Annotated in this window: 17 protein-coding genes; 9 read left to right on the top strand and 8 right to left on the bottom strand. The window is 57.7% G+C overall.

Annotation, left to right across the window (positions count from 1 at the left end; all coding sequences use genetic code 11):
- The first annotated feature begins 33 nt into the window (after positions 1 to 33).
- On the top strand, positions 34 to 1,182 hold the full coding sequence (locus HW561_RS17720) for a TIGR03862 family flavoprotein (protein WP_235962969.1): 1,149 nt from the start codon (positions 34 to 36) through the stop codon (positions 1,180 to 1,182).
- Here HW561_RS17720 and HW561_RS17715 read toward each other — a convergent pair.
- The 5 genes from HW561_RS17715 to HW561_RS17695 form a co-directional block, all read right to left on the bottom strand.
- Positions 1,179 to 1,775 carry a glutathione S-transferase family protein gene (locus tag HW561_RS17715; protein ID WP_176866701.1) on the bottom strand — a complete coding sequence of 199 codons (597 nt, stop codon included), beginning with the start codon at positions 1,773 to 1,775 and terminating at the stop codon, positions 1,179 to 1,181. The genes HW561_RS17720 and HW561_RS17715 overlap by 4 nt on opposite strands.
- A 71-nt stretch (positions 1,776 to 1,846) precedes the next feature.
- Positions 1,847 to 2,875, bottom strand: a complete 1,029-nt coding sequence (gene holA / locus HW561_RS17710; protein ID WP_176866700.1) for a DNA polymerase III subunit delta — start codon at positions 2,873 to 2,875, stop codon at positions 1,847 to 1,849.
- Entirely contained in the window at positions 2,872 to 3,363 is a 492-nt protein-coding gene (gene lptE / locus HW561_RS17705) for an LPS assembly lipoprotein LptE (protein ID WP_176866699.1), read from the bottom strand. The genes holA and lptE overlap by 4 nt, the downstream gene beginning before the upstream one ends.
- Positions 3,350 to 5,887 carry a leucine--tRNA ligase gene (gene leuS, locus HW561_RS17700; RefSeq protein WP_176866698.1) on the bottom strand — a complete coding sequence of 846 codons (2,538 nt, stop codon included), beginning with the start codon at positions 5,885 to 5,887 and terminating at the stop codon, positions 3,350 to 3,352. The genes lptE and leuS overlap by 14 nt, the downstream gene beginning before the upstream one ends.
- 72 nt (positions 5,888 to 5,959) lie before the next feature.
- Entirely contained in the window at positions 5,960 to 6,442 is a 483-nt protein-coding gene (locus HW561_RS17695) for a DUF3576 domain-containing protein (protein WP_176866697.1), read from the bottom strand.
- 273 nt (positions 6,443 to 6,715) lie between these two features.
- On the opposite strand from HW561_RS17695, the gene HW561_RS17690 reads away from it, so the two are divergent.
- Positions 6,716 to 7,762, top strand: a complete 1,047-nt coding sequence (locus tag HW561_RS17690; protein ID WP_176866696.1) for a porin — start codon at positions 6,716 to 6,718, stop codon at positions 7,760 to 7,762.
- A 102-nt stretch (positions 7,763 to 7,864) separates the two neighbouring features.
- Entirely contained in the window at positions 7,865 to 8,524 is a 660-nt protein-coding gene (locus HW561_RS17685; protein WP_176866695.1) for a YggS family pyridoxal phosphate-dependent enzyme, read from the top strand.
- Here HW561_RS17685 and HW561_RS17680 read toward each other — a convergent pair.
- Both HW561_RS17680 and ribA read right to left on the bottom strand, forming a co-directional pair.
- Positions 8,508 to 9,008 (bottom strand): L,D-transpeptidase family protein, encoded by a 501-nt coding sequence (locus HW561_RS17680; RefSeq protein ID WP_176866694.1) that lies wholly within the window; start codon positions 9,006 to 9,008, stop codon positions 8,508 to 8,510. The genes HW561_RS17685 and HW561_RS17680 overlap by 17 nt on opposite strands.
- On the bottom strand, positions 9,005 to 10,099 hold the full coding sequence (gene ribA / locus HW561_RS17675) for a GTP cyclohydrolase II (RefSeq protein WP_176866693.1): 1,095 nt from the start codon (positions 10,097 to 10,099) through the stop codon (positions 9,005 to 9,007). Before ribA ends, HW561_RS17680 begins: the two co-directional genes overlap by 4 nt.
- A 162-nt stretch (positions 10,100 to 10,261) precedes the next feature.
- Between ribA and HW561_RS17670 the strand changes: the two genes are divergently transcribed.
- The 6 genes from HW561_RS17670 (at position 10,262) to HW561_RS17645 (ending at position 14,716) form a co-directional block, all read left to right on the top strand.
- Positions 10,262 to 10,948, top strand: coding sequence for a response regulator transcription factor (locus HW561_RS17670; protein WP_058283107.1), 687 nt, complete (start codon positions 10,262 to 10,264; stop codon positions 10,946 to 10,948).
- A gap of 190 nt (positions 10,949 to 11,138) precedes the next feature.
- Positions 11,139 to 11,864 (top strand): leucine-rich repeat domain-containing protein, encoded by a 726-nt coding sequence (locus HW561_RS17665; protein ID WP_235962968.1) that lies wholly within the window; start codon positions 11,139 to 11,141, stop codon positions 11,862 to 11,864.
- A 208-nt stretch (positions 11,865 to 12,072) separates the two neighbouring features.
- The gene (locus HW561_RS17660) at positions 12,073 to 12,861 is read left to right on the top strand and encodes an exodeoxyribonuclease III (protein WP_176866692.1); all 789 of its coding nucleotides are present in this window, start codon (positions 12,073 to 12,075) and stop codon (positions 12,859 to 12,861) included.
- 86 nt (positions 12,862 to 12,947) lie between these two features.
- The gene (locus tag HW561_RS17655; protein ID WP_176866691.1) at positions 12,948 to 13,865 is read left to right on the top strand and encodes a thioredoxin family protein; all 918 of its coding nucleotides are present in this window, start codon (positions 12,948 to 12,950) and stop codon (positions 13,863 to 13,865) included.
- A 27-nt stretch (positions 13,866 to 13,892) separates the two neighbouring features.
- Positions 13,893 to 14,534 carry an LON peptidase substrate-binding domain-containing protein gene (locus tag HW561_RS17650; RefSeq protein WP_176866690.1) on the top strand — a complete coding sequence of 214 codons (642 nt, stop codon included), beginning with the start codon at positions 13,893 to 13,895 and terminating at the stop codon, positions 14,532 to 14,534.
- Positions 14,531 to 14,716, top strand: coding sequence for a Trm112 family protein (locus HW561_RS17645; protein ID WP_176866689.1), 186 nt, complete (start codon positions 14,531 to 14,533; stop codon positions 14,714 to 14,716). The genes HW561_RS17650 and HW561_RS17645 overlap by 4 nt, the downstream gene beginning before the upstream one ends.
- On the opposite strand, the gene HW561_RS17640 is transcribed toward HW561_RS17645, so the two are convergent.
- Positions 14,713 to 15,975: an FAD-dependent monooxygenase gene (locus HW561_RS17640; RefSeq protein ID WP_235962967.1), complete on the bottom strand. Its 1,263-nt coding sequence runs from the start codon at positions 15,973 to 15,975 to the stop codon at positions 14,713 to 14,715. The two genes, HW561_RS17645 and HW561_RS17640, sit on opposite strands and share 4 nt — an antisense overlap.
- Positions 15,976 to 16,024 lie beyond the last annotated feature (49 nt).

The raw sequence follows: 16,024 nt of genomic DNA, 5'->3' as shown, positions 1-16,024 counted from the left end.
GCAGTGGTGATCGGGGCGGGGCCAGCTGGTTTGATGGCCGCTGAAGAGCTCACTAATGTTGGTCATTCAGTCATCGTGGCAGACGCCAAACCCTCGGTCGCGCGTAAGTTTCTGATGGCCGGGAAATCGGGTCTGAACCTGACAAAAGACGAACCGTTTGAGACCCTGATCCAGTCATATGACGAGGCTGCTGACTGGCTGCACCCAATGGTCGCCGACTGGGATGCCCAAGCAGTTCAAGAGTGGGCGCGGGGTCTCGGGCAAACGTTGTTCACAGGATCTACGGGGCGGGTGTTTCCAACGGCGATGAAAGCCTCTCCGTTATTGCGGGCGTGGTTGGCGCGATTGGGGCAGGCTGACGTCGAAATCAGAACACGCTGGCGCTGGATCGGGTGGGATGGAAATGCGTTGAAATTTGACACGCCGGAAGGACCGCAGACCCTGACGACCGATGTTACGGTGCTTGCGATGGGCGGGGCCAGCTGGGCGCGCTTGGGGTCAGACGGCTTGTGGTCTGAGGTTCTTGCCGGGATGGGAGTTGCACTAACCCCTTTCGCCCCCGCCAATGCTGGAGTGTTGGTTGATTGGTCGGACTACATAAAACCTCACTTCGGAGCGCCGGTCAAAGGCGTCGCATTGCAGGCCGGGTCATTGCGCACGCGGGGCGAGGCGGTGATCTCTGCCCGTGGGCTGGAAGGAGGCGGCATTTACACCATCTGCAAAGTGGTTCGCCAAGGTTCATCCCTTACCTTTGATCTGATGCCGGACGTCACACAGGACGAAATTGCGGCGCGGTTGAGCAAATCGCGCGGCAAGGCCAGCCTGTCCAACCATCTGCGCAAGGTGCTGAAGCTTGGCCCTACCCGAGCAGCTTTGCTGATGGAATTCGGGCGCCCGATCCCGGATTCGCCGCAGGCGTTGGCGCAAATGATAAAATCTCTGCCCGTCCGCCACGCTGGTTTACGACCTATGGATGAGGCGATCTCGACCGCAGGCGGAGTGCCCCGTACAGCGGTGGATGATGGTCTTATGCTCAAATCGCTGCCGGGCGTGTTCTGCGCCGGAGAGATGCTGGATTGGGAAGCCCCGACAGGCGGATACTTGTTGACCGCCTGTCTGGCCACTGGCCGATGGGCCGGAAGATCCGCAGCTAACTGGTTACAGACCAATACTGCTCTCTAAGTGTCTTTAGCGAGTTCAGCCAGTTTCTGATAGCCGGGTCGGTTCCGCATCTCTTTGCCATAGGTATTCAGCACATCAGAGTTAAGCGGAAACCCCGCACCCTTTGCCCAACTCATGCAATGCACCAGCAAGATGTCTGCGATCGTCATCTTGTCGCCCAGCAGAAACGGACCCTTGAACCGCTTTTCCAGGCGTTGAAGGTTGCGGTCGAACTCCCACTTCGCTGTTTCAACGATCTGAGGAACGCGTTTTTCCTCGGGCAGTATGAAGGCATGGCGCGTAGCAACCCACAGAACCCCGTCCAATTCGTCCAGCAGGGCATAAAATACCGAATCCTGCGCGGCTCTTTCGACAGTTCCCGCCGAATAGGTGAGCGCACCGTGCTTGTCAGCCAGATAAGTCATGATCGCCGAGCTGTCGCAAATCACCTCATCGCCATCCACCAGTACAGGGATCTTGCCTGAAGGGTTCAGCGCCAGCACTTGCGGATCATGCGGCCCGACATTGACGAATTCGTAAGGTACACCCAGCTCTTCCAACATCCAGATCACGCGCGAAGCGCGGCTTTGAATACGCCCATAGACTTTGTACATGCGAAGCTCCTGTCGTTCGGGATCACGTTGAGTGTGAAGCGGAGTGGGTTCGGGTCAAGCAGAACGCGTGGTCAACGAGACCGGGCCAGCATCGCCAGACGGATCATCGCGCGTTCGACCAGGGCCATAGCGGGGGCTGTTTGGCCTGCGGACCGCAGTGACAGATCCGTGTCGGTCAGAACTGTCAGCGCCGTTTGCAGTTTGGGCGCCCCCCAACCTTGCGCCTGTCGCAGAACGCGGTCGCGTCGTTTGCCGTAGACTGGTGGGCGCAGCTTGCCGATTCCCTGCGCGGCCCCGCCCGGATCAGAGGCGCAGGCATAAAGCGTCCGAAAATGCCGCGTTGCCCCGATGCAAAGGGTTACGCCATTGGTGCCTTGGGCCTGCAGCCGTCGGATAAGTGGACCGATCTCACCGGCGCGGCCCTCTGCGACCACGTTCAACACATCGTCCAGCGCCGCCTCGGTCGAGCGCGGAGCACAGGTTTCGACGTCTTCGACACTCAACCCAGAACTACCGCCTCGTTTGTAAAGCGACAGTTTCTCAATGGTTTGGGAGAAATCACCCGGGCTGAGGTTGGCGGCCAAATCGCTGATCGCCATCATTGTTTCACTTGGTACGCTCTGCAACCCGGCCTGCGTCAGAACACGTTCGACTTCGGCACGCGAAGGCGGGTCGTCGTAAATGCCCACCGCATAGGTTGAGCGATGCGCCTCGAACGCCTTGCGGATCTTCGAACTTGGCTTGAGTTGACCGGCTGTCACGATGATTTGGGCGTCGCCGGGGACCCAATCTTCTAACGCAGCAACAATGGCGGGCGCGGCTGTTTCGGTTGTTTCTTCGACAAACACCGCCCGAGGTCCCGGAAAAAACCCAACCGCCTTGACCGCGTCCAGCAACCGGGCCGGATCGCCGCGCAGATCACTGCCCGGCATTCGGGTCAGGCGCATTTCCTCTTCGGCATTGGGTCCGAGCAACGCCGCCAGAACCTGCTGACGCTTGAGCGCAACGCGCATTGCGTCCGCACCGTAAATCAGCAGTCCGGTCTTGTCCGCGTCCGGCTTGGTAAAATACCCCTCAGCCTCGCGCGGGCTCAGCTTCATGTGGCGAGACCCGGAGTGGTATAGAGGCGATTCACGATCTGGCCTGACAGAATCACCATCAGGCGTTCTTTTGCGTCACGTTCGTCTGCCAGCGTGGATACGGTCGATCCGGCAGCCGAGTAGCCCACGAAATCGGTCACCGTCCCGGATGCCACGACTTGCCCGGTTTCATTCGACCTGAGCGCATATTGCGCCTGCCCATCGATGGTGTAGCGGTTTGTTTCGTTTGTTGTCGTGATCGCAGCACCCCGGATGACGGTCGAAACCTGCACATCCAGATTGTAGTCGTTGCCAGAACTTGCGCTGCGGCCCAGCTGTTGTTCCAGGTTCTGGACCAGAAGATAGCTTTCAACCGTGTTCGGGGCCGAGACGGCAACTTTTCCGAATAGTTCCGATCCCGATCCGCCGGGGGCGTAAACCGGTTCAAAGCCGCAGGCGGCCAGCGCCAGCGGAAGCATCAACAGGGTTCTGCGGTCAAACAACGACATTTACGATTCGGCCCGGGACTACGATCACTTTTTTCGGAGCGGCGCCGTTCAGCGCCTTTTGCACAGCTTCGGTGCTGAGCGCGATTTTTTCAACCTCGACCTTGTCCATATCCATCGGAACGCTGATTTCCGCCCGGCGTTTGCCGTTGATCTGGATCGGCAGAGTGACGGTGTCATCGACCAACATCGCCTCGTCAGCCACTGGCCATGGCGCGGTGGCAACCAGACCTTCGCCGCCCTGATGTGCCCAGATATCCTCGGCCAGATGCGGCACCATTGGTGACATTAGCTGAGCCAACGTCTTGATGGCTTGCTTTTGCGCAGCTGCGCCTGCCTTGGATTTCGCCAGCGTGTTGGTGAATGCGTAAAGCTTTGCAATGGCCGCGTTGAAGCCAAAGCTTTCAACGCCAAGGGTCACGTCGCGGATGGTTTTGTGCATCTCGCGCAGCAGATCCTGATCGCCTTGGCCCTTGGCATCGGGGTCCATCGCGCCGATTTTGTCGCACAGGTTCCACACCCGATTCAGGTGCTTATAGGCGGCCTCAGCCCCGGCGGCGGTCCATTCCACGTCACGTTCAGGTGGCGAATCGGACAGCACAAACCAACGCGCAGTGTCAGCGCCGAAAGCCGAGATGATGCTGACAGGGTCGACCACGTTTTTCTTGGATTTGGACATCTTGGCAGAGGGGATGATCTCGACCTCGGTGCCATCGGCCAATTTTCCGTCGGTTACATCCTCTGGCAGGTGATAGACCGGGCGGCCATTGGCGTCGCGGGTCTGGTAAATCTCGTGCGTCACCATGCCTTGGGTGAAAAGCGCATCAAAAGGCTCAATGGCCTTTCTCGGCAGGTGGCCGGTGATCTGCATCGCGCGCGCAAAGAAGCGAGAATAAAGCAGGTGCAGAATCGCATGCTCAATGCCGCCGATATACTGATCTACGTTCATCCAGTATTCGGCCTCGGCCAGATCGGTCGGTGTTTCGGCGTGCGGTGCGGTGAAGCGGGCGAAATACCACGACGAATCGACGAATGTATCCATCGTGTCGGTTTCGCGCTTGGCCGGTGCACCGCAAGAGGGGCAGGTGCAATCGCGCCAGGTTGGATGGCGGTCCAACGGATTGCCCGGTTTATCGAATGTGACATCGTCGGGTAGGCGAACGGGAAGGTTTTCCTTTTTCTCGGGCACCACACCGCAAGCATCGCAATGCACCACGGGAATCGGGCAACCCCAATAGCGCTGGCGGGACAGACCCCAATCGCGCAGGCGGTACTTGGTGACGCCTTCGCCCCAACCCGCCTTTTCAGCGAAATCGACAGTGGCGTTGATCGCCTCGTCACCCGTAGCCTCGGCCAGGCCTGCGAAGTGATTCACCCAGCGGACCTTTTCGGTTTTCGGCGGGACAAATGCGATTTTGTCGACCGGCGTGTCATCATCCAGCGCAAAGAATGTATCGACCACCGGCAGATCGTATTTACGGCAGAAATCCAGATCACGCTGATCATGCGCCGGGCAGGCAAAGATCGCGCCGGTGCCGTAATCCATCAGGATGAAGTTTGCGATCCAGACCGGCAGTTCCCAATTCGGGTTCAGCGGGTGTTTGACCCGGATGCCTGTGTCATAACCCAACTTTTCAGCGGTTTCGATGGCTTCTTCCGTTGTGCCGCCTTTGCGGCATTCTGCAACAAACTCAGCTACCTCCGCGCTTTCTGCTTCAAGCTGCTTGGCAATCGGATGATCAGGGGAGATACCAACAAACGATGCGCCCAACAGCGTATCCGGGCGCGTGGTATAAACGGTGATTGGCTCACCCTCATCGGTGCGCTCGAACGAGAATTGCAGACCGCGCGATTTACCGATCCAGTTTTCCTGCATCAGGCGCACTTTGGCGGGCCAGTTGTCCAGCGTGTCCAGTGCGTCCAGCAATTCTTCGGAATAATCCGAGATTTTGAAAAACCACTGCGTCAGCTCGCGGCGCTCGACCAAAGCGCCCGAGCGCCAGCCGCGCCCCTGTTCCACCTGTTCGTTGGCTAGAACGGTCATATCGACCGGGTCCCAGTTCACGATGGCGTTTTTGCGATAGACCAGCCCGGCCTCGAGCATGTCGAGAAACAGCGCCTGTTGCTGACCGTAATATTCTGGGTCGCAGGTGGCGAATTCACGGCTCCAGTCGATGGACAGACCCAGCGGTTTCATCTGACTGCGCATGTCGGCGATATTGCCGTAGGTCCAGTCTTTGGGGTGTCCCCCAATGGCCATCGCAGCGTTTTCCGCAGGCATCCCGAACGCGTCCCAGCCCATCGGATGCAATACGTTGTGCCCCGTCGCCAGTTTATGCCGCGCGATCACGTCGCCCATCGTATAATTGCGCACATGCCCCATATGGATTCGGCCCGAAGGGTAGGGAAACATCTCAAGCACATAGTATTTCGGCTTGTCCGCTTTGTGGCTGGCGGTGAAAATCCCGGCCTTGCCCCAGGCCTCTTGCCATTTTGCTTCGATTTCGGTGGCCGAGTAACGCGACATCATGCGGTCCTTCGTGAATGAAAACGCCGGGTAGGAACCCGGCGTGGTATTATTGCGATTTTCGTCGGGTTGCTAGAACTTGTTGTCCGCAATGCGCAGCTGACGTGCCCGTGACAGGATCGCATCCTCGACCGCGCGGGTCGTTGCGGCACTGACAGGCGCCCCTCCGCTGGATTGAAGCCCAACAGACAGGGACCGCGCGGCAAGGGCCGGGTCACTGATGTGTACGGTGGCCCGGTACGAGCGCCCGCCGCCCGGTGGGGTGCCGTAACCCGTTACGATCACGCCGGTAAACGGATCAACCTCTTGCACGGGCAGAAAGTTGAGAACATCCAGCGATGCCGACCACAAATACCGATTCACGTTGGTGGTCTGTTCGGCATCACTGCGGCCGAATACATCCCAGATGGTCGAACGTTCAGGGTCGTTCAGCTCCCGCTCATCTGAATTGCCCCCAACAAGGTTGGGATTGTACGTCGTCGCGCTTCGATTCTGTCCGCATGCCGAAAGAGCGGCGGTCAGCATGATCAAACCCAAAATCTTCGGCAGGCGCATTGTCGGTAGGTCCTGTTTGTGCGGTGTTCGAGTGATACTCCTAGACAAGGACCCTTGGCGCAACAACCCTATTCTTATGAAATAGCTGCGTATGACTTGGTCAGGGGGTGAAAAAGACTGTGGCATCCTTGCACCAATTTACCCCCAATGACACCAGAGCGCTTAAGCCAAGCTTGCGTGAAGGGGGCAAAAAGAGCGAAACGGTGTCCGTGCTGAGACATGTGCTGAGGCATGTGTCGAGTAGATAAAACTTTTGAAACCGAGGGAAACAAGATGAAAAAAGTTCTCTTCGCATCGACCGCACTGATCGCAACCGCAGGTGTTGCAGCGGCCGAAGTAAACTTTAGCGGTTATGGCCGTTTTGGTATTGGATACGCAGAAGATCGCGCCGAAACCACCACCGTTACCGGACCTGGTGCAGATGGCCTGACTGGTACTGCAGATGACGTAACTGCAGAATCGAGCGCTGAGACCGACGACGCCATTCTGGTCTCGCGCTTCCGCCTGAACATCGACGGCATCGCAGAAACTGACGGTGGCGTTCGCTTTGAAGGTCGTGTTCGTCTGCAAGCTGACGAAAACTCGGCCAACGGCGAAGCCAACGAAGCTGGCCTGAACGGCGCGCGCTTCTCGGTCATCTACGGTGGTCTGCGTGTTGACGCAGGTAACGTCGCTGGTTCGTTCGACAACCTGGCAAACTACTACGGTAACGAAGTTGGTTTGGAATTGTTCGCTGGTCAGTACTCGGGTGTTGACTACTCGTTCCTGTCCTACGACTCGACCGGTTCTGGCTCGAACGCTGTGTTCTTCCAGTACGCAGTTGGTGATTTCTCGTTTGGCGCATCGTATGACCAAGCTCAGACTACAACTGTTGCTGCTGGCGGTACAACCTCGACCACCACTGACGGTGACCGTTGGGACATCAGCGCGACCTATGTCTTCAACAACATCACCGCTGCTGTGGCCTATGGTCAAACTGACGGTGGTTCGGGTTCCGACCCAAGCCTGACCGTTCTGACCTTGGGTGGCGAATGGGGTGACTTCTCGGGTACTCTGTTTGTCGCGGACGACGCGACCGAAGTCGACGCGACCGACGGCACTGCATGGGGTCTGTCGGCTGCCTACAACCTGGGCGCCGCAACCACCCTGCTGTTCACCTACGGTGACGGTAACGCTGACGAAGACCTTCAGCAGGTCGCAATTGGTGCCATCTACGACCTGGGCGGTGGTGCATCGCTGCGTGGTGGTATCGGTGTCAACGACTGTGACACCTGCGACTCGCAGACTCGTGCCGACTTCGGTGCCCAGTTCAACTTCTAAGTTGATCTGAACTGCAAGGTTTAAGGGCGGGTCTTCGGACCCGCCCTTTTCTTTTGCATCAACTTGGTGTTTTTCTGCGCGAAAGACAGATTGAGGATCACCATGTCGCTGCAAGACACCACTGCCCGTATTGCCAAAGCCGAAGCCAATGCTGATCGTTCTGCTGGATCGGTGAAATTGATCGCTGTGTCAAAAGTGCAGCCGGATGACCGGGTTCAAGCTGTACTGGAACAGGGGCACCGCTGTTTTGGTGAGAACCGGGTACAAGAGGCCGCCGGGAAATGGCCGGGTTTCAGAGATCGGTTTGATGGTATCGACCTGCATCTGATTGGCCCGCTACAGACCAACAAGGCGCGTCAGGCCATGGAACTGTGCAATGCCATCCATTCGGTTGATCGACCAAAGCTGGCCAACACACTGGCGCGACTGGCGCAAGAGATCGGATCCTGCCCGGATCTGTTCATTCAGGTCAACACCGGGGAAGAAGACCAAAAAGCGGGTATTCTACCCGCTGATGCGGATGGATTTGTGGCCGAGTGTCAGGCTTTGGATCTGCCTGTCCGGGGGTTGATGTGCATCCCCCCGGTCGACGAAGAACCTTCACTGCATTTTGCATTGCTCGCCAAGATCGCCGCCCGCAACGGGCTGCCCGGGTTGTCCATGGGCATGAGTAGCGATTTTGAGCAGGCCATTGCTCTGGGGGCCACACATGTGCGCGTCGGATCAGCCATCTTTGGCGAGCGGGTCAGGCCGCAGGAATAATCAGGCGTGTGCCCGGTGCAATCTGACCGGCGATCCAATGCAGGTGATCACGGCGAAACGCTACGCACCCTTCAGTTGGATAACCGGGCCGACGCCATTGATGCAGAAAAATCGCTGACCCCCAACCCGGCACAGCATTCGGCCAGTTCCAATCCGTGATCAGAACCAAATCATAGAGCGGGTCTGCGCGGCGCAGTTTTTCGTGACTGAACGGATATGGCGCGCTGACTAATTGGTTGTAGCCGCTGTCACTGACGTCATCAGACCATAGATCCTGCGGACCGATAGGCTGCGCCCAATGGGTCGGTGCTGCGATCCGGTCGGGGCGATACAGCATACCTAAGATGCGATGCACCCCGGTCGGAGTGGCCCCGTCCCCTTCACGTTTCGAATTGCTCAACCCGCCCTTGCCGATTGAGCATGGAAACACCCGACCATGGAACCGAACCCCACGAGGGGTCAGGACCAGATCGTCTGGTGTCACAGCAAATGCCCCGATTTTGCAGCCTTGGTCGCCAAGTACCCGCGATTATGCGCGGTTTCGCCCACCTTCAGCGGAACACGCTCGGTCACGGCGATGCCCGTGCGCTCCATCATCGCGATCTTGGCGGGGTTGTTGGTCAGCAGACGCACAGAGCCAAAGCCCAACGATTTCAGAATATCAGAGCCGAGGCGGAAATCACGCTCGTCATCTTCGAATCCCAGTCTGTGATTGGCTTCGACCGTGTCGAATCCCTGATCCTGCAGAAAATACGCGCGCATTTTGTTCGCCAGACCAATACCGCGCCCTTCCTGATTCAGGTAGAGCAGGACACCAGACCCTTCGGTCCCCATCTGCGCCAGTGCCCCTCGTAGCTGCGGTCCGCAATCGCATTTCAGGCTGCCCATCAGATCACCGGTGAAACAGGCCGAGTGCAGACGAGCCAAAACCGGTTTGTTGCGATCCGGGCGGCCAATTTCCACGGCATAATGCTCTTCACCACCGTCCTCTGGGCGGAAGACATGCAACCGTCCAGCCTCGGATACCTCCATCGGCAGGCGGGCGGCGACCACCTCGTGCAAGGTGCTGCGGTCAGCCAGATGAGGGGCCGCGCGGGTGTGGTCGATACATGTCAGGCCGTGAGCTGCGGCAAACGCCCGCCCGTCCTCGACCGGTACCACGACCGCCGCCGGAAGAAGGCGGGCGGTTTTGGTCAGTGCGATGGCAATACGGTGCAGATTGGCGTTGCCCTGCCGTTCCGTCATCAACGGCCCTTTCATCGGCGCGTTCAGGTCATCCGACGGGTCAGCCACGGCCTGCACCCATCCGATATCCGCATCTGCCGGAATCAAAACTCGCGCCAGATCACCGTCATAGGCACGCGCCTTGAGTGTCTCTGCCCTGCGATCGGTGATCGTAACAACAAGATCGCCGCCAAGGCCCCGCAGATCAGCCAGACGCTGTGGGCTGAGCGTCTCAGTCGCCACCGCAAGTACGCAAAATCCGCTGTCGTCTGTCAGCGCCACAGCTACACCCATGCGCAAGTCCGCGCGGGCCCGCGCCAGCAGTTCGGTGATATCCGGGATAAGACTCATCTATGTTATCCTATAACGTTTGGGCCTTTTCCTATCGCTTATCGCGGGAAATGTGAAACATTTACACTGTGTCGGACACGAGAGCGTGAGACCGTTGCAGCAAATCTTGTTGATTGCATATTCCACACGCAAGTGATGGAAAAGGCTTAGGAGGACCGGGAAATGGCTCAGCTCAAGAAAATCCTGCTGGTGGATGACGACGAAGACCTGCGTGAGGCGCTCAGCGAGCAACTTGTGATGACCGAGGATTTTGATGTGTTCGAGGCACATGACGGTCAATCTGCAATGGAACGCGCGCGAGAGGCGATCTACGATCTGGTCATTCTGGACGTCGGCCTGCCGGACACCGACGGGCGCGAGCTGTGCCGCCTGATGCGCAAGCAAGGCGTCAAAAGCCCGATCCTGATGCTGACCGGTCATGACAGTGACGCCGACACCATTTTGGGTTTGGATGCGGGTGCAAATGACTATGTCTCAAAGCCTTTCAAGTTTCCGGTTCTGCTCGCCCGTATCCGTGCGCAATTGCGTCAGCACGAACAGTCCGAAGACGCCGTCTTTGTGCTTGGGCCTTATACGTTCAAACCGGCAATGAAGATGCTGATCACCGAGGAAGACCGTAAAATTCGGTTGACCGAGAAGGAAACCAATATCCTCAAGTTCCTGTATCGCTCGACCGACGGGGTGGTCGCGCGCGATGTGCTGCTGCATGAGGTCTGGGGTTACAACGCCGGTGTAACGACGCATACGCTGGAAACGCACATCTATCGCCTGCGCCAAAAGATCGAGCCGGATCCGTCGAACGCGCGCCTTTTGGTCACAGAATCGGGCGGATATAGGCTGGTGTCGTAACTGGATATAGATTGACTTGGATCAAAGTGATACTCTGTAGGTATCTTTAGTTTACTCCCAACCCGCGCATGTCCGGGTTATGACATGCACCTCCCTGTTGGACTGCCGGGCCTTATGGCCCGGCCTTTTTTTGTGGAGATAGGGTGTTGAAGTCCGCTTTGAGCCCAAAGTACTGAATGCTGCGGCTTGCATGAAAGCCTGCTTTTCGCACTGTGCGCAGCAGTCACAAATTGACCGCATTCATGCGATAGCCGCCCATCGTATGAGAAAGACCGTCTTAATACTTGTTGTTGCCTTAGCTGCGTTGGCCGGCTGGCAGTACAAATTGCTTAGAACTGCAAACCAACAGCTTTTGGTAGCCGAACAGCGGGTTGCAGAAGTAATTGCTGCCGGAACCAATAGTCTTAATTTCAACGATCTTACTGAAATTCGGAGGCTGCCGGCCAATATCGGTGACATTCCAAACCTCAAATATCTGAAAGCACGAGAAACCAACTTAAGTGATCTGTCTGGGCTGGAAGGTAACGCAACACTCGAGCAGCTTGACGTGAATTTGACACAGGTTTCAGATCTCAAACCGCTTCAGGGCTTACCAAATTTGAAACTGATTTATCTTCACGACACTTGGGTTTTTGATGTATCGCCCCTCTCAACGATACCATCACTTGAACGTCTTGATATCGGCAAAACACAACTTGAAACGCTGCTGCCTGTTGCACAAATCGAAAATTTGACTTGGCTAAATCTTCACAAGAGCCACGCTCTGGACGGGTCTGGTGAACACTTTGCTGTCTTGCAGGCGCGTCCCTTCCTTGAGTTGTCAGGTGGAGCCGCGTTTCGCCAAAATTATCAACCGGGTTGGCAGTATAACGCGATGCAACGCCTGTTGCGCTTGAGAGAGAAGCTTGGATTTTAGGAATTGTCCGATCAAGGTCGACACAGCGCACTGGAAGGCGAAACCGTAAGCTGCACAGTAGTAACAGTCCTTTTTAAATGCGCGGACAAGGTCAGCTTTGCCCGCTGAACTGCCAATGAGAAATCCACGCCCTTCGCGTCCTTTTCTCGTGGCACCCGGTGCAGTGCCACGCTAGGCTGCGCCAACCGCGACAGAGGAAACCCGCCCCATGACGTTCACTCTTGCCACCTGGAATATCAACTCGGTTCGTCTGCGCGAGCCGATCGTGCTGAAATTGCTGCAAGAAGAGGCGCCGGATATTCTATGTCTGCAGGAATGCAAATCTCCGGTCGACAAGATTCCGACGGAAGGGTTCGCCGAACTTGGCTATACCCACATGATTGCGCGCGGTCAGAAGGGATACAACGGTGTCGCCATTCTATCTCGCCTGCCGATAGAAGACATCGGGGATAAGGATTTCGCAGGTCTGGGTCACGCCCGTCATATCGCGGGGCGGTTGGAGAACGGCGTTACGATCCACAATTTTTATGTCCCCGCAGGCGGCGATGTCCCGGACCGCGAGGTGAACGAGAAATTCGGTCAGAAACTGGATTACCTGACCGATATGCGCGACTGGTTTCATGCGGAAAAGCCGGAAAAATCGATACTGGTCGGTGACCTGAACATCGCCCCGCGTGAGGATGATGTGTGGTCGCACAAGCAGTTGCTTAAGGTGGTTTCGCATACGCCGGTCGAGGTTGAACAACTGGCTGAAACGCAGGATGCGGGAGGTTGGGTTGATATCACCCGGCAGAACATTCCCGAAGGTCAGCTTTATAGCTGGTGGTCTTATCGCGCGCGCGATTGGGATGCTGCGAACAAAGGCAGGAGGCTGGATCATGTCTGGGCAACCCCTGATATCTCGAATTCGGGCCATTCCAGCCGCGTATTGCGCGACGTGCGAGGGTGGGAGAAACCCAGCGATCACGCGCCGGTTTTTGCGACTTTCGACGTTTGATCCTGACCAGACCGCCAACTCGGCCCTTGGTTTCTGCGGCGCGCGGTTGCATATAGGGCGCTAGTTCGAACCAGAGAGTGATTGCCATGGATCTTCTGAACGCCGCATCCGGCCCTGACACAACCGACCTGATCAAGGACGGAACCGAGGCCACGTTCATGGCCGACGTTGTCGAAGCTTCGCAGGACACTCCTGTGATCGTTGATTTCTGGGCGCCATGGTGCGGCCCGTGCAAAACGTTGGGCCCGCTGCTGGAAGAGGCTGTGATCGCCGCCAAGGGCGCGGTGAAAATGGTCAAGATCAATGTAGACGAGGCGCAGATGATCGCTTCGCAAATGCGCATCCAATCGGTGCCGACCGTCTATGCCTTTTTTAAGGGTCAGCCGGTGGATGGATTCCAGGGTGCGGTGGCAGGATCCGAAATCAAGGCTTTCGTTGACCGCGCGATCGAAGCCGGAGGTGGCGAAAGCCCCGGTGGCCAGTTGGAAGACGCTGTGTTGGCAGCCGAGGAAATGCTGGCTGAAGGCGCAGCTGTTGATGCGGCCCAGACCTTTGCCGCCATTCTGGGCGAAGACCCCAATCACGCAGTTGCCTACGGTGGCCTCGTGCGCGCCCACATCGCGTCGGATGATCTGGAGCAGGCCGAAGCAATCCTGAATGGTGCTCCGGCCGAGATTTCCACTTCGCCTGAAGTCGAAGCTGCACATGCACAGTTGGAACTGGCCAAACAGGCCGCTGATGCGGGACCTGTCGCTGAACTGACTGCAACGGTTGAGGCCGAGCCCGATAACCATCAGGCCCGTTTCGATCTGGCGCAGGCCCTGCATGCCACTGGCGATGTAGAAGAGGCTGTCGCGCAATTGCTGGAACTGTTCCGTCGTGATCGCGAGTGGAACGAAGGTGCAGCCAAGACGCAGATGTTCACGATCTTTGATGCGCTCAAGCCGAATGATCCGATTGTTCTGAATGGGCGGCGCAAGCTGAGCTCGATGATATTTGCCTAATCTTCGATCAGGGCTACACTCGGATACATGATGCATCCTGCTGACTTGCCGGATACGGTTTCCATTTTTCCATTGCCGGGGGCGCTTTTGCTGCCCCGGTCTCGCTTGCCCCTGCATATCTTCGAGCCGCGCTATCTACAGATGCTGGACGACGCCTTGAGAACCAAGGAGCGGTTGATTGGCATGGTACAGCCCAACCCGACGCAGAGCGATGAAGGCAAGCTGCATCTGATTGGCTGTGCTGGTCGCGTGACGCAGTTTTCCGAGACGGAAGACGGTCGGTATCTGGTTACTCTGACCGGCATTTCCCGGTTCCGGGTCATGTCAGAATTGGACGCGTTCACGCCTTACCGGCGATGCGCCGTAAGTTGGGATGGCTTTGACCGGGATCTTGGAAAGACCGAAATGGATGACGGATTCCATCGCACGCGATTCCTGACCTTGTTGGAGCGGTTCTTCTCATCGCGGCAATTGTCCACCGACTGGGACTCGATGAAAGATGCAGATGATGAACTGCTGGTGAATTCACTGTCGATGCTGTTGGATTTCGACCCCGAGGACAAACAGGCCCTGCTTGAGGCACCCTGCCTGCGCACGCGCCGCGAGACGCTGGTCACACTGATCGAATTCGCCCTGCGTGGCGGATCAAATGAGGAAACATTGCAATGAGCGAACCCGAACACGCCTTTGACCGCCGCATGCTTGAGGCTCTGATCTGCCCGCAGAGCCATACAACACTACACTACGATGCCGACAAACAAGAGTTGGTGTCCAAAGCCGCTGGTCTGGCGTTCCCGATCCGCAACGGGATTCCGGTGATGTTGGTGGATGAAGCCCGCGAGCTGGACTAAATCGGGCGGCCTTGCAGCAGCTTCGGCAGGTCTCCGGTCAACCCGGCGGCCTCGCGTACAAAGCCACGGCGCAGACCGGGCAGAGAGCCGACGATCCCCATGCCGATATCGCGACCGATCCGCAGCAGCGGGTTGTCGTTGGAAAACAGCTTGTTGAACACGTCCGTCGCCATCGCCAATGAGGCCGTGTCGAACCGGCGCCATTCCTGATACCGCTCCAGCACCAGCGTCGATCCGATGTCTTCTCCGCGCCGTCCGGCGAGGGTCAGAACCTCGGCCAGTGCGCCGACATCGCGTAGACCCGCGTTCAATCCTTGGCCGGCAATCGGGTGCATGCCATGGGCCGCGTCTCCGACCAGTGCCAGATGATCCGAGATGAAGGAATTGGCGATGGTCAGGTTCAGAGGATAGGTAAAGCGGTCGCCTTGCAGACGAATGTTGCCAAGGAAATCGCCGAAACGGGGGCGCAAGACCTGCAGGTAATCCGCCTCGGACATCGCGTTGATGCGCTGTGCTGTTTCCGTGCTCTCGCTCCAGACAATTGAACTACGGTTGCCTGTCAACGGCAGGATTGCCAGCGGCCCGGGCGGCATGAAGAACTGATGCGCAACGCCATGATGCGGCAATTCGTGTTCTATGGCGCAGACCAAAGCTGTCTGACCATAGTCCCAACCCGTGCGTTTGATTCCAGCCCGCGCTGCGGTCCCGCTGCGGCGACCATCGCACCCGATGACCAATTGGCCTGCAGGGGTGGACCCGTCATCAAGTGTCAGCGTCACGCCGGATGCATCGGTGTCTTGTGACATAACGGTCTTACCGCTGAGTTGGGTAATGCGCCTTTCCTCGGCCATCGCGTCCAAAAAGGCGCGGCGCAGGTGGCGGTCTTCGACCATATAGCCCATCGGGCCTTCTTCGATCTCGGCGTGATCGAAATGCATGAAGAACGGCGACGGGCCAGCACCGGCGTGGCCATCGGTTACCTTGATCTCCAGCATCGGTTGCGCGTGCTCGGCAACCCGACCCCAGACTCCAATCGCGTCCAAAAGGCGCTGCGAGGCCAGCGCCAAGGCATAGGCACGCCCGTCAAAAGCGGCGTTCTTGCGTACTTTCTCGGCCAGAGAATCGATGACCGTCACCGAATGCCCCGTTTGTGCCAATGCCAGAGCCAATGCAGGGCCATTCAGGCCGCCGCCAACGATCAGGATATCAGATGCCTTTGTCATAACCCGCAATATGCGCGCCCTTTCGGGATTGTCCATGTGCGGTCCTGTCGCTACCGTCCCGTAAAGCCAGAATTGGGAGGGGTAA

The organism is Ruegeria haliotis (assembly GCF_013377785.1).
Lineage (GTDB): Bacteria > Pseudomonadota > Alphaproteobacteria > Rhodobacterales > Rhodobacteraceae > Ruegeria > Ruegeria haliotis.
Note: the sequence above shows the minus strand (reverse complement) of the source record. Positions and strands in the feature narration are given on the sequence as shown.